Raw genomic sequence first — 11,919 nt, forward strand, 5'->3', positions numbered from 1 at the left:
TGGGGCCGGGACGTGACGTCTGCCCGTACCGTGGCGTAGTGACCGATATCGAGCTGGAGCATCCACCCATGCCCCGGCGCTACGTCAAGCGCAGGGCGATCGCGAGCGGCCTGCTCGTCGTGCTGGCGCTCACCGGCGCGGGTGCCGTCGCGGCCAGCTTCTACTACGACTCCGTGCCCGCCCCGCACCTGGAGGACTTCCGGCCGGGGTATGCGCAGGTGGCCCTGGGGCAGCTGGCGCCGCAGGTGCGCGAGGCGTTCGTCGCCGCGGTGGATCCCGAGTTCTACGAGCGGCGCTCGGCGCTGCACGCCTCACCGATCACGCTCGGCTGTGTCGCGGCGATCACCCACGATGCCGTGATCGACAGCGACGGCAGTTGGCGCGGGCGCGTGCTGGCCAGCAAGCTCGAGGACCGGTACACCCTGGAGGAAGTGCTGGGCTGCTACCTGAACTCGGCCGAGTTCGCGCCCGGCGTCGTCGGCCTGGCGGCGGCGGCCAAGTCCTTCGCGGGGCACGAGGCGCCCAGCCTGACCACCGCCGAGGCGGTGCTGCTGGCGGGCAGGCTGGCCCCGTTCGGCGCGGCCCCGCACAGCGAGCAGGAGGCGGCCGCCCGCAAGCCCGAGATCGTGCTGGCGATGCTCGCACACGGCTGGCTGACCGAAGCCGAGGTGAAGCAGCTCGGCGTGCTGACCGCGACCACGACCGGCCAGCCGAGCTGAACTGGAACCGGGCCACACCTCCTGGGTTGTGTGTACAACCCAGGAGGTGTGGCCCGGTTCTTCGACTACTCGGCCGCGCCGGTCGTCGGCTCGTCGGTCACCGCGTCAGTCGTGCCGAGCTCGGCCGACATGATCTCGACGGTCTCGATGGCCACGGCGGCGGGCGCCGCGTCCGCCGCGGGCTGCTCGGTCGCGCCGCCGAACAGCTTCGGCAGCGTGCCGGAGAACGCCGCGCGCAGCTCGGCCAGCGGGATCGAGAATCGGCCCGTGTGCGCGTCGGCCGCGACCACGGTCAGGTCCGCACCCTCGCCCTCGACCAGGCCAAGCTCGGTCACCGGCAGCTCGTGCTCGGCGACCAGCGCCTCGAACGCCTGACGGTGCCCGGCCGGCACGGCCACCAGCACCCGGCCCGCCGACTCGCTGAACAGCGCCGTGAACGCCTCGAGCTGCTCGGGCAGCTGCACGCTCGCGCCGAGACCCTTGCGCAGGGTCGACTCGACCAACGCCTGGGCCAGACCGCCGTCGGACAGGTCGTGCGCGGACCGGACCAGGCCGGACTGCGCCGCCTGTGCCATGAACGCCCCGATCGCCATCTCGCGCGCCAGGTCCACCTTCGGCGGACGACCGCCCAGGTGCTGGTGCGTGACCCAGGCCCACTCGGAGCCGGACAGCTCCAGGCGGGTCTCGCCGATCAGGAACAGCAGGTCACCGGCGTGGCTGAAGCCCATCGGGATGCGCTGCGCGACGTTGTCGAGCACGCCGAGCACGCCCACCACCGGAGTCGGGTGGATCGCCACCGCGCCGGTCTGGTTGTAGAAGCTGACGTTGCCGCCCGTGACCGGGATGCCCAGCTCCTGGCAGCCGTCGGCGATGCCGCGCACCGCCTCGGCGAACTGCCACATGACCGCCGGGTCCTCGGGCGACCCGAAGTTGAGGCAGTCGGTGACGGCGACCGGCTCCGCGCCGGTGACGACCACGTTGCGGTACGCCTCGGCCAGCGCCAGCTTCGCGCCCTCGTACGGGTCGAGACGGGCGAAGCGGGAGTTGCAGTCGACCGACAGGGCCACGCCCAGCCCGGTCTCCTCGTCGAGGCGGACGATGCCGGAGTCCTCCGGCTGCGCCAGCACGGTGTTGCCGAGCACGTAGCGGTCGTACTGCTCGGTGATCCAGGACCGGTCGCACAGGTTCGGCGAGGCGGCCATGCGCAGCACCGTCTCGCGCAGCTCGTGGTCGTGGTGCGGGCGCGGCAGGGTCTCGGCCCGGTCGGCCTGCAGCAGGATCAGGTCGGCGGGCTCGCGCAGCGGGCGGGCGTACACCGGGCCGTCGTCGGCGAGGCTGCCCGGCGGCACGTCCACCACGGTCTCGCCGTGCCAGGTGATCCGAACGCGGCCGCTGTCGGTGACCACGCCGATCGGGGTCGCGATGACGCCCCACAGCTGGGCGATGCCGAGCACCGCATCGAGCTTGGCCGGCTCGACGATGAACAGCATCCGCTCCTGCGACTCACTGGCCAGGATCTCGTGCGGCTCCATCGAAGCCTCACGCAGGTGCACCTTCTCCAGCTGCACGTCCATGCCGGTGCCCGCCGCGGCGGCGGTCTCGGTGAGGGCGCAGGTCAGGCCCGCGCCGCCGAGGTCCTGCACGCCTACGATCAGGTTGGCCTGGTACAGCTCCAGGCACGACTCGATCAGCAGCTTCTCGGTGAACGGGTCGCCGACCTGGACGCTGGGCCGCCGCTGCTCGGAGGCGTCGTCGAAGGTGGCGCTGGCCAGCACCGACACGCCGCCGATGCCGTCCCGGCCGGTCTTGGCGCCCATCAGCACCACGATGTTGCCGGGGCCGTCGGCCTCCTTGCGCTGCAGGCCGTCGACCGGCAGCACGCCCAGGCTAAGCGCGTTGACCAGCGGGTTGCCCTGGTAGCACTCGTCGAAGACGACCTCGCCGCCGATGTTGGGCAGGCCCAGGCAGTTGCCGTAGCCGCCGACCCCGCCGACCACGCCCGGCAGCACCCGCTGGGTGTCCGGGTGGTCGGCCGCGCCGAAGCGCAGTGAGTCCATCACCAGGATCGGGCGGGCGCCCATGGCGAGGATGTCGCGGACGATGCCGCCGACCCCGGTCGCCGCACCCTGGTAGGGCTCGACGAAGGACGGGTGGTTGTGCGACTCGACCTTGAAGGTCACCGCGATGCGGTCGTTGATCGCGATCACGCCCGCGTTCTCGCCCATGCCGGCCAGCAGCCGGTCGGACGGCGGGGCCTTCTCGCCGAACTGCCGCAGGTGCACCTTGCTCGACTTGTACGAGCAGTGCTCGCTCCACATGATCGAGTACATGGCGAGCTCGGACTGGGTCGGGCGGCGCCCCAGGATCTGGCGGATGCGCTGGTACTCGTCGTCCTTGAGCCCCAGCTCCAGGTAGGGCTGCAGCTCGTCGGGCGTGACCTCGGCGAGGCGCACCGTGTCGACGGCGGCGACGGTCTGGTTGAGCATCTCGGTCATGCGGGCACCCCCACGCCGGCCAGGTGCTTGAGCACCGAGGAGAAGAATCCGAGACCGTCCAGCGACGGACCGGTCAGCGCTTCGACGGCGTGCTCCGGGTGCGGCATGATGCCCAGCACGTTGCCGGCCGCGTTGCGGATGGCCGCGATGTCGCGCGTCGAGCCGTTCGGGTTGCCGCGGATGTAGCGCGCGACGATCTGGCCGTTGGCTTCCAGCTCGTCCAGCGTGCGCTGGTCGGCGACGTAGCAGCCCTCACCGTTCTTCACCGGGACCAGGATCTCCTGGCCGGTGTTGAAGTGGTTGGTCCACGCCGTGTCGCTGTTCTCGATCCGCAGCCACTGGTCGCGGTTGCGGAAGTGCAGGTGCTGGTTACGGGTCAGCGCGCCGGGCAGCAGGTGGGCCTCGCACAGGATCTGGAAGCCGTTGCAGATGCCCAGCACGGGCATGCCGTCGCGTGCGGCCGCGGAGATCGTCTCCATCACCGGGGCGAACCGGGCGATGGCGCCGCAGCGCAGGTAGTCACCGTAGGAGAAGCCGCCCGGGAGCACCACGGCGTCGACGCCGTGCAGGTCCGGGTCGGCGTGCCAGAGCCGAACCACGTCGGCGCCGGCGATGCGTGCGGCCCGCGCCGCGTCCCCGTCGTCCAGCGAACCGGGGAAGGTCACCACACCGATCTTCATACCGCTTCGACAACCCTGATCTCGTAGTCCTCGATCACCGGGTTGGCCAGCAGCTTGTCCGCGATCTCGCGGGCGCGCTCCAGGTCCACCTCACCGGCGAAGTCGATCTCCACACGTCGACCGATCCGCACCGAGGCGACGTCATTGACGCCGAGGCGGGGCAGCGCGTTCGCGACGGCCTGCCCCTGCGGGTCGAGGATCTCGGGCTTAAGCATGACGTCAACCACGACGCGAGCCACGGGGAAACTCCTGACTATCTTCTATGTCTGCCTGTCCGCCACGGGCAACCTCAGATTACCGGGCGTCAGATCCCCGACGAATTCCGGGCACCCGCAATGACCTCACGTTTTCACTCACGTCACAGCGCTGAGACCAAGGTCACGACGGCGAGAACGCCGCAGACGGCCGCGCCTACGTAACGGATGACAGCGAGTTTCACCCGTTTCAAGAGCCATCGACCGAGCAGCACGGCCAGGCCCGAGACGGCTGCCAGGCCGGCCCAGCCGCCGAGGAACGTGGGCAGCGCCGGGTTGCCCCGGGCGACCAGGCCCGCGATCAGGAACTGGGACAGATCGCCCCACTCGGCCGTGAACAGCACCAGGAAGCTCGCCACGGCCGCCCGCCAGCCCCGCTTGGGCTCGACGACCTTCGCGCCGAACTCCTCCTCCTGCTCCTTCTCCTCGGCGTCGGCGTTGCGGGCGCCGCGCGCCAGGACCACCCCGCCGATCAGGAACAGCCCCGCCGCGACGAACTGCACCGGCCGCGCCGGCAGCTTCGTCAGCAGGGCTCCAGCCAGCACCGCGATCACGCACTGCACCCCGAACGCCGCCACCACCCCCAGCCAGGTGGGCAGCGGCGGATACCGGGTGCTCAGCACCAGGGTCGCCACGAAGGTCTTGTCCGGCAACTCCACCGGGAAGATGGCTACGAAAGCCACCAACAGTGCGGTAACGAACTCCACCAGCCGATCTTCTCAGCCGTACGGGTGGAAGCGCGGCTGGAGCGCGCTCGATACGGTCAGCACATGACTTATCCGCCACCCCAGCCGGACCCGTACCAGCCGGCCCCGTACCAGTCGGATCCGCACCAACTGGACTCGTACCAGCCGGACCCGTACCAGCCGTACGCTCTCGCGCCGGTCTCCGCGACGCCGACCTACGCGACCGGGACCGTGCTGTCCGACAAGAGCAAGGTCGTCGCGGGCCTGCTGCAGTTGCTGCCCGGCTTCTTCATGGGCCTGGGCGGGATCGGCCGCCTCTACGCCGGGCACACCACCGTCGGCATCCTCCAGATCTGCGCGACGGTGGTCGGTTGGATCTCGTTCTGGTGCGGGTTCTTCCTGAACATCTTCGTGCTGTTCATCCCGTTCTTGATCTACGGCGCGATCTGGCTGTGGTTCGTCGTCGACGGCGTCGTCCTGCTGGCGGGCAATCCGGTCGACGGCCAGGGCCGACCCCTGCGCCCTTGATCCGCACCGGTCCGCGCCCGCCGGCATCGCGGCGGGCGCGGCCCGATGATCACAGGATCGCGCCCGGCGTGTACGCCGCGGCCGCCGGGTGCTGCGCTGCGATCTTCTCCACCTGCGCCACCACCGCGGCCACCTGCGCCGACGCCGCGCCCACGAACGCGGCCCGGTCGGCGACCAGCGTGTCGATCTCGGCCCGGGTCAGGCCCAGCCGCGCGTCGGCGGCGAGCCGGTCGAACAGGTCGTTGTCGGCCTGGCCCCGTTCGCGCATGGCCAGCGCCACGCCCACCGCGTGCTCCTTGATCGCCTCGTGTGCCGTCTCCCGGCCCACACCCTTCTTCACCGCGCCCACCAGCACCTTCGTGGTGGCCAGGAAGGGCAGGTAGCGGTCCAGCTCCCGGTTGATCACCGCCGGGTACGCGCCGAACTCGTCGAGCACGGTCAGGAACGTCTGGAACAGGCCGTCCAGGGCGAAGAACGCGTCCGGCAGGGCCACCCGGCGCACCACCGAGCAGGAGACGTCGCCCTCGTTCCACTGGTCGCCGGCCAGTTCACCGGCCATATGCACGTACCCCCGGACGATCACGGCCAGGCCGTTGATCCGCTCGCTGGAGCGCGTGTTCATCTTGTGCGGCATCGCCGACGAGCCGACCTGGCCCGGCTTGAAGCCCTCGGTGGCCAGCTCCTGGCCGACCATCAGCCGGATCGTCGTGGCCAGGCTGGACGGCGCCGCCGCCGCCTGCGCCAGCGCGCTCAGCACGTCGAAGTCGAGCGAGCGCGGGTAGACCTGGCCGACGCTGTCGAGCACCCGCTGGAAGCCCAGGTGCCCGGCGACGCGGCGCTCCAGCTCGGCGACCTTCGCGGCGTCGCCGTCGAACAGGTCGAGCTGGTCGGCGGCGGTGCCGACCGGGCCCTTGATGCCGCGCAGGGGGTAGCGGGCGATCAGCTCGTCGATTCGCTCGTACGCGATGAGCAGTTCCTGAGCGGCCGAGGCGAACCGCTTGCCCAACGTCGTGGCCTGCGCCGGGACGTTGTGCGAGCGGCCGGTCATGATCGTCGCGTCGTACTCGGTGGCGCGGGCGGCCAGGCGGGTCAGCGCCGACACCATGCGGTCGCGCATCAGCAGCAGCGAGTCGCGGATCTGCAGCTGCTCGACGTTCTCGGTGAGGTCCCGCGAGGTCATCCCCTTGTGGACGTGCTCATGCCCGGCCAGCTCACTGAACTCCTCGATGCGGGCCTTCACGTCGTGGCGGGTCACCCGCTCGCGGGCGGCGATCGAGTCCAGGTCGACCGTGTCCAGCACCCGCTCGTACGACTCGAGCACGCCGTCGGGCAGGGTGATGCCGAGGTCGCGCTGGGCCCGCAGCACCGCGAGCCACAGGCGCCGCTCGGCGCGCACCTTCTCCTCGGGCGACCACAGCGAGACCAGCTCAGCAGAGGCATACCGAGCGGCAAGAACGTTAGGCACCTGGGATTTCGTCACGTACCTCATTCTCGCACGCACGCTAGATCATCGAAGTTGCCGGGCAATCGGGCGTATCTTGGGCGGTCATACCCCCGATTGCCCGGCAACTTGCGCACGATCTTGGGCCCGCACCGCACCGCACCGCGGGGCGGGGGCGGGGCGGGGCGGGGGCGGGTCAGCGTTCGAGGACGGCGACGACGCCTTGGCCGCCGGCGGCGCAGATGGAGATGAGGGCGCGGCCGCCGCCGCGTTGGGCCAGCAGCTTCGCGGCGGTGGCCACGATGCGGCCGCCGGTGGCGGCGAACGGGTGCCCGGCCGCCAGCGAGGAGCCGTTGACGTTGAGCTTGGCCCGGTCGATGGTGCCGAGACCGTTGGCCTCCCAGGCCGCGAGCGTGGCCAGGACCTGCGAGGCGAACGCCTCGTGGATCTCGTACAGGTCGAAGTCCCGCAGTTTCAGGCCGAGTCGGCCCAGCAGCTGGGGCACGGCGTACACCGGGGCCATGAGCAGGCCCTCGGGCTCGGGGTCGCCGTGCACGAAGTCGACGGCGGCGGTCTGCGCCGTGACGAAGTTCGCCAGCACGGGCAGGTTGCGCTCACGGGCCCAGTCCTCGGTGCCCAACAGCACCACGGCCGCGCCGTCGGTGAGCGGGGTCGAGTTGCCCGCGGTCATGGTGGGGTTGGCGCCGCGCAGGCCGTACACGGGCTTGAGGCTGCCCAGCTTCTCCAGCGAGCTGTCCGGGCGCAGGTTCTGGTCGCGGGTGAGGCCGAGGTACGGCGTGAGCAGGTCGTCGAAGAAGCCCGCCTCGTACGCGGCGGCCAGCTTGCGGTGCGAGTCGAGCGCCAGCTCGTCCTGTTCGGCCCGGCCGATGCTCCACCGCTCGGCGGTCAGCGCGGCGTGCTCGCCCATGGACAGCCCGGTGCGCGGCTCGGAGTTGCGGGGGATCTCCGGCTGGAACGGTTGCAACGGGCGCAGCATCATCGCCGCCTTCAGCCGCTCGCCGGTGGTACGCGCGTTGTTGAGCCGCAGCAGCACCCGCCGGAACTGCTCGTTGAGGGCAAGAGGCGCGTCGGAGGTGGTGTCCACGCCGCCGCCGATGCCCGAGTCGAGCTGCCCCAGCGCGATCTTGTTCGCGATGTAGGTGATCGCCTGGAGACCGGTGCCGCAGGCCTGCTGCAGGTCGACCGCCGGGGTGGCCGGATCGAGGCCGGTGCCCAGCACCGACTCGCGGGTCAGGTTGAAGTCGCGCGAGTGCTTGAGCACCGCGCCCGCGGCGACCTCGCCGAGGCGCTGCCCGGCCAGCCCGAACCGGGCGATCAGCCCGTCCAGCGCGGCGGTGAGCATGTCCTGGTTGGAGGCCTTGGCGTAGCGGCTGTTGGAGCGGGCGAACGGGATGCGGTTGCCGCCGATGACGGCTACCCGGCGCACCTGATCAGTCACAACAGCCTCCTGGTGTCTAACCTTACTCGCGAGTAAGGTCTACCGCATGAGCGATCGTTACACAAGCTTCGCAAGGTCAGGCGCAGGTCGGGCGATAGTCAAGCGGCTCGGCCTGCCGGATCCGCCGAAGCTGCCGCGATTCAAGGCCGGGGACGCGCTCATCCCCGGGCCGGTGCTGGTCGGGCCGTCCGACGGTCCGCGCGCCGACGGCCTGGTCAAGCTGCTCGGCGCCGCCGAGGCGGAGAAGTACCACGGGCTCGTCTTCGACGCGACCGGCATCACCTCGCCGGCCGGTCTGCAGGCGCTGTACGACTTCTTCCACCCCGTCGCGCGCAGCCTCACCCCCGCCGGGCGGGTCATCGTGCTCGGGCTGCCGCCGCAGCTGCTCACCGACCCGGCCCGCGCCGCCGCACAGCAGGCCCTCGACGGGTTCACGCGCAGCGTCGGCAAGGAGTTCGGGCGGGGCACCACCGCCCAGCTGGTCCGGGTGCACCCGGCCGCCGACACCGCCGCGCTGCGCTCGACGCTGGAGTTCCTGCTGTCGACCAGGTCGGCGTACGTGAGCGGGCAGACGGTGACGGTGGACGCGACGCCCGCACAGCACAGCGGCAGCGGCGACCTGACCGGGAAGATCGCCCTGGTCACGGGGGCCGCGCGGGGCATCGGCGCCGCGATGGCCCGAGTGCTGGCCCGCGAAGGCGCGCACGTGGTCTGCCTGGACGTGCCCGCGGCCGGGGATGACCTGGCCAAGGTGGCCAACGAGGTGCGCGGGGAGGCGTACCAGCTGGACCTGACCGGAGCCGACGCGGCCCGCAAGCTCGCCGACCACCTGCGCGAGCGGCACGGCCGGATCGACGTCGTGGTGCACAACGCGGGCATCACCCGGGACAAGACGCTGGCGAACATGGACCACACGCGCTGGGACAGCGTGCTGCGGGTCAACCTGATCGCGCCCACCCACGTCACCGACGTGCTGCTGGCCGAGGGGCTCATCCCGGCGGGCGGGCGGATCGTCGGCGTCGCCTCGATCGCGGGCGTCGCGGGCAACCGCGGCCAGACCAACTACGCCGCTAGCAAGGCCGGGGTCATCGGATGGGTACGGGCGCTGGCGCCCGCCCTGGCCGAGCAGGGGATCACCGTCAACGCCGTGGCGCCGGGCTTCATCGAGACCGCGATGACCGCGAAGATGCCGATGCTGATCCGCGAAGCCGGACGGCGGATGAACAGCATGTCCCAGGGCGGCCTGCCGGTCGACGTCGCCGAGACGGTGGCCTGGTTCGCCGCGCCCGGCTCGGCCAACGTCACCGGCAACGTGGTCCGGGTCTGCGGCCAGTCGCTGCTGGGAGCCTGACGTGCCGAGCATGCTGCGCACCGCGTTGTCGCTGGCCCCGTTCCCGCGCCCGAGCACGCTGCCCGAGGACACGCTGACCGCGTCGGTCCCCGTGGACCGCGACCACCTGGCCCGCTACCAGCGGGTGTGCGGGTTCCGGCTGGGCGACGAGCTGCCGCTGACCTACCCGCACGTGCTCGGTTTCGGGCTGCAACTCGACCTGATGACCCGGCGCGACTTCCCGTTCCCGGTGGTCGGCGGGGTGCACGTGGCCAACCGGATCGAGCAGACCCGGCCGCTGACCGCGGACGACCGGCTCGACATCGCCGTACACGCCGCGGACCTGCGCGAACATCCGCGCGGGAAGCAGTACGACGTGATCACGACGGTGTCGGTGGACGGGGCCGAGGTGTGGCGGGACGTGTCGACGTACCTGCGGCGCGGGCCGTCGAACGGGTCACGGGAGGCGAAACCGCCGCGCGAGGACGCGCAGGCGGCGGCGCCGCACGCGGTGTGGCGGGTGCCCGCGTCGATCGGCACGTCGTACGCCCAGGTGTCGGGGGACCACAACCCCATCCACACCTCGTGGCTCGGCGCGAAGTTGTTCGGGTTCCCCCGGCCCATCGCGCACGGGATGTGGAGCAAGGCGCGGTGCCTGGCCGCGCTGGAGGGGCGCCTGCCCGCCGCGTACGCCGCCGAGGTCTCCTTCAAGTTGCCGATCCTGCTCCCGGCCACGGTCGGCTTCAGCTACACGGGCCGGGACTTCACCCTCCGCGACGCCAGATCCGCGAAGCCATACCTCGCGGGCACCATCACCCCGCTCGCCTGAGGCGGCAGTTGCGGGGAAAGTGCAGGAATCTTGGCCTGTATTCGTGCACTTTCCCTGAAACTGTCGCCTCAGCGGTCCGGGGTGAAGAAGGCGCGGAGCAGGGTGGCGGATTCGTCGGCCAGGACGCCGGAGTAGACCTCGGGGCGGTGGTTGAGGCGGCGGTCGCGCAGCACGTCCCACAGAGAACCGGCGGCACCGGTCTTGGGCTCCCAGGCGCCGAAGACGACCGTGGCGATGCGGGCGAGCACGATCGCGCCCGCGCACATGGTGCACGGCTCGAGTGTCACGACCAGGGTGCAGCCGTCCAGGCGCCACTCGCCGCGTCGCGCGGCGGCCGCACGCAGAGCCAGGATCTCGGCGTGCGCGGTCGGGTCGTGGGCCGCTTCGCGTTCGTTGCGGCCGATCGCGAGCTCGCTGCCGTCCGGGGCATAGATCACCGCGCCGACCGGCACGTCGGCGCTGTCGGCGCAGCCTGCGGCGACCTCCAGGGCACGCCGCATCCACGCCTCGTGCCCGGCACGGGCGATCAAGACTCGCGCAGCTCCTCGACCTCGTCCCCGCAGCCGATCGCCTGGCAGACCTCCGCGGTCACGTCGGCGGGCAGCAGCCCGTCGGTGGCACACAGGGCCAGCAGCTTGTGCGCGGAGACGCCGAGGTCGGCGAGCAGGTCGGCGTCACCCACCGGATCGGCCGTCGGGTCGGCGGCAGGGCGGTCGTCGTCATCGTCGCCCGAGGCGCTCTCCTCGATCTCGACCACCGGTGCCTCAACCTCGCCGAGCAGGAGCTTGCCGAGGCGGGATTCGTCGGCGAAGGCGGAATCGGACCCGAAGATGCGGAGGTCCTCGCCCTCGTCGAGCCTCATGACCACCAGGTAGGCGTCGTCGGACTCGACAAACATCAGATGCACCGAGGCGTTGGGCTCGGTCTCGCGGAGCAGGTCCGCGACCTCGTCCACATCGGCGGCGTCGTGCAGATCGAGTTCACTGGCGGCCCACCCGGACCTGCCGCGGACCACCGCGGCGGCAAAATACGACACGGTCCCCCCAAATGGTGTCGATATGTGCATCAGCCGGGTCACCCGACCTCGGCGAGGCTGTCGTCAGCTGGCGGCGGAGCCGGCCGAGGGCCGTCAACGGCCCTGATCTGACAACGACCAGTCAGCCCGCCAGTCGCCGACGCAGCGCGATCAGCTCGCGAACCCGGTCGGCCGAGGCTCTCGACAACCGGCCGCGGGCCGCACCGGACGGCACTCGGCGCCCCGTCGACGGCAGCACCCGCTCGCGTGCCGTCCCCCCTCCGGACAGCGCGGCGAGCAGCTGTAGCCGGCGGCGGCTACGGTCGGGGTCGAGCTGCTGCAGCGTCCACATACAGGCGAGCGTGCCGCGCGAGTGTGACCTCCGTCAAGTCCGCCAACGCGGTCGATCCACGACGCACCGTGACCTGTGCTTCTCAGGCCCCTGCCAGCGCCGGAGCCGTAGCGAGGTCTTAACGAAAGCTA

Annotated in this window: 13 protein-coding genes; 4 read left to right on the forward strand and 9 right to left on the reverse strand. The window is 71.3% G+C overall.

The annotated features are described in order from the left end of the window. Positions 1 to 38 precede the first annotated feature (38 nt). Positions 39 to 719 (forward strand): transglycosylase domain-containing protein, encoded by a 681-nt coding sequence (locus tag KUA19_RS18160; RefSeq protein ID WP_217397184.1) that lies wholly within the window; start codon positions 39 to 41, stop codon positions 717 to 719. Between the two features lie 65 nt (positions 720 to 784). Here the strand turns inward: KUA19_RS18160 and purL are convergent, their stop codons facing one another. From purL to KUA19_RS18180, 4 genes are all read right to left on the reverse strand, one after another. Next, positions 785 to 3,214, reverse strand: coding sequence for a phosphoribosylformylglycinamidine synthase subunit PurL (purL, locus tag KUA19_RS18165; RefSeq protein ID WP_217397185.1), 2,430 nt, complete (start codon positions 3,212 to 3,214; stop codon positions 785 to 787). Then, positions 3,211 to 3,894: a phosphoribosylformylglycinamidine synthase subunit PurQ gene (gene purQ / locus KUA19_RS18170; RefSeq protein ID WP_217397186.1), complete on the reverse strand. Its 684-nt coding sequence runs from the start codon at positions 3,892 to 3,894 to the stop codon at positions 3,211 to 3,213. Before purQ ends, purL begins: the two co-directional genes overlap by 4 nt. After that, positions 3,891 to 4,133: a phosphoribosylformylglycinamidine synthase subunit PurS gene (gene purS / locus KUA19_RS18175; RefSeq protein ID WP_212834353.1), complete on the reverse strand. Its 243-nt coding sequence runs from the start codon at positions 4,131 to 4,133 to the stop codon at positions 3,891 to 3,893. Before purS ends, purQ begins: the two co-directional genes overlap by 4 nt. A 119-nt stretch (positions 4,134 to 4,252) precedes the next feature. Next, positions 4,253 to 4,831: a TMEM165/GDT1 family protein gene (locus KUA19_RS18180; RefSeq protein WP_308167491.1), complete on the reverse strand. Its 579-nt coding sequence runs from the start codon at positions 4,829 to 4,831 to the stop codon at positions 4,253 to 4,255. 87 nt (positions 4,832 to 4,918) lie between these two features. Between KUA19_RS18180 and KUA19_RS18185 the strand changes: the two genes are divergently transcribed. Further along, positions 4,919 to 5,362 (forward strand): NINE protein, encoded by a 444-nt coding sequence (locus KUA19_RS18185; RefSeq protein ID WP_254549621.1) that lies wholly within the window; start codon positions 4,919 to 4,921, stop codon positions 5,360 to 5,362. A 49-nt stretch (positions 5,363 to 5,411) separates the two neighbouring features. Here KUA19_RS18185 and purB read toward each other — a convergent pair whose 3' ends face one another. Together purB and KUA19_RS18195 are read right to left on the reverse strand one after the other, a co-directional pair. Beyond that, positions 5,412 to 6,851, reverse strand: a complete 1,440-nt coding sequence (gene purB, locus KUA19_RS18190) for an adenylosuccinate lyase (RefSeq protein WP_217397188.1) — start codon at positions 6,849 to 6,851, stop codon at positions 5,412 to 5,414. A gap of 148 nt (positions 6,852 to 6,999) precedes the next feature. Beyond that, positions 7,000 to 8,262: an acetyl-CoA C-acetyltransferase gene (locus KUA19_RS18195; protein WP_217397189.1), complete on the reverse strand. Its 1,263-nt coding sequence runs from the start codon at positions 8,260 to 8,262 to the stop codon at positions 7,000 to 7,002. Positions 8,263 to 8,308: 46 nt separating this feature from the next. Between KUA19_RS18195 and KUA19_RS18200 the strand changes: the two genes are divergently transcribed. Together KUA19_RS18200 and KUA19_RS18205 are read left to right on the forward strand one after the other, a co-directional pair. Next, the gene (locus tag KUA19_RS18200; RefSeq protein WP_217397190.1) at positions 8,309 to 9,613 is read left to right on the forward strand and encodes a 3-oxoacyl-ACP reductase; all 1,305 of its coding nucleotides are present in this window, start codon (positions 8,309 to 8,311) and stop codon (positions 9,611 to 9,613) included. Between the two features lie 10 nt (positions 9,614 to 9,623). Then, on the forward strand, positions 9,624 to 10,421 hold the full coding sequence (locus KUA19_RS18205) for a MaoC/PaaZ C-terminal domain-containing protein (RefSeq protein ID WP_217397367.1): 798 nt from the start codon (positions 9,624 to 9,626) through the stop codon (positions 10,419 to 10,421). A gap of 68 nt (positions 10,422 to 10,489) precedes the next feature. Here the strand turns inward: KUA19_RS18205 and tadA are convergent, their stop codons facing one another. From tadA to KUA19_RS18220, 3 genes are all read right to left on the reverse strand, one after another. Continuing rightward, complete coding sequence (gene tadA, locus KUA19_RS18210) at positions 10,490 to 10,984, reverse strand: tRNA adenosine(34) deaminase TadA (RefSeq protein ID WP_372451810.1); 495 nt, start codon at positions 10,982 to 10,984, stop codon at positions 10,490 to 10,492. Further along, on the reverse strand, positions 10,948 to 11,457 hold the full coding sequence (locus KUA19_RS18215) for a tRNA adenosine deaminase-associated protein (RefSeq protein WP_217397368.1): 510 nt from the start codon (positions 11,455 to 11,457) through the stop codon (positions 10,948 to 10,950). The genes tadA and KUA19_RS18215 overlap by 37 nt, the downstream gene beginning before the upstream one ends. 121 nt (positions 11,458 to 11,578) lie before the next feature. After that, positions 11,579 to 11,788, reverse strand: coding sequence for a hypothetical protein (locus KUA19_RS18220; protein ID WP_217397192.1), 210 nt, complete (start codon positions 11,786 to 11,788; stop codon positions 11,579 to 11,581). Between the last annotated feature and the right edge of the window lie 131 nt (positions 11,789 to 11,919).

Origin of the sequence: Catellatospora tritici (genome assembly GCF_019083965.1) — a bacterium.
GTDB classification, from domain to species: Bacteria; Actinomycetota; Actinomycetes; order Mycobacteriales; family Micromonosporaceae; genus Catellatospora; species Catellatospora tritici.

Bases quoted from the DNA above. Each gene is read 5' to 3' on its own strand.
- purL (WP_217397185.1), bottom strand. From the start codon at position 3,214: ATGACCGAGATGCTCAACCAGACCGTCGCCGCCGTCGACACGGTGCGC.
- purQ (WP_217397186.1), bottom strand. From the start codon at position 3,894: ATGAAGATCGGTGTGGTGACCTTCCCCGGTTCGCTGGACGACGGGGAC.
- KUA19_RS18185 (WP_254549621.1), top strand. From the start codon at position 4,919: ATGACTTATCCGCCACCCCAGCCGGACCCGTACCAGCCGGCCCCGTAC.
- purB (WP_217397188.1), bottom strand. From the start codon at position 6,851: ATGAGGTACGTGACGAAATCCCAGGTGCCTAACGTTCTTGCCGCTCGG.
- KUA19_RS18200 (WP_217397190.1), top strand. From the start codon at position 8,309: ATGAGCGATCGTTACACAAGCTTCGCAAGGTCAGGCGCAGGTCGGGCG.
- KUA19_RS18205 (WP_217397367.1), top strand. From the start codon at position 9,624: ATGCTGCGCACCGCGTTGTCGCTGGCCCCGTTCCCGCGCCCGAGCACG.
- KUA19_RS18220 (WP_217397192.1), bottom strand. From the start codon at position 11,788: ATGTGGACGCTGCAGCAGCTCGACCCCGACCGTAGCCGCCGCCGGCTA.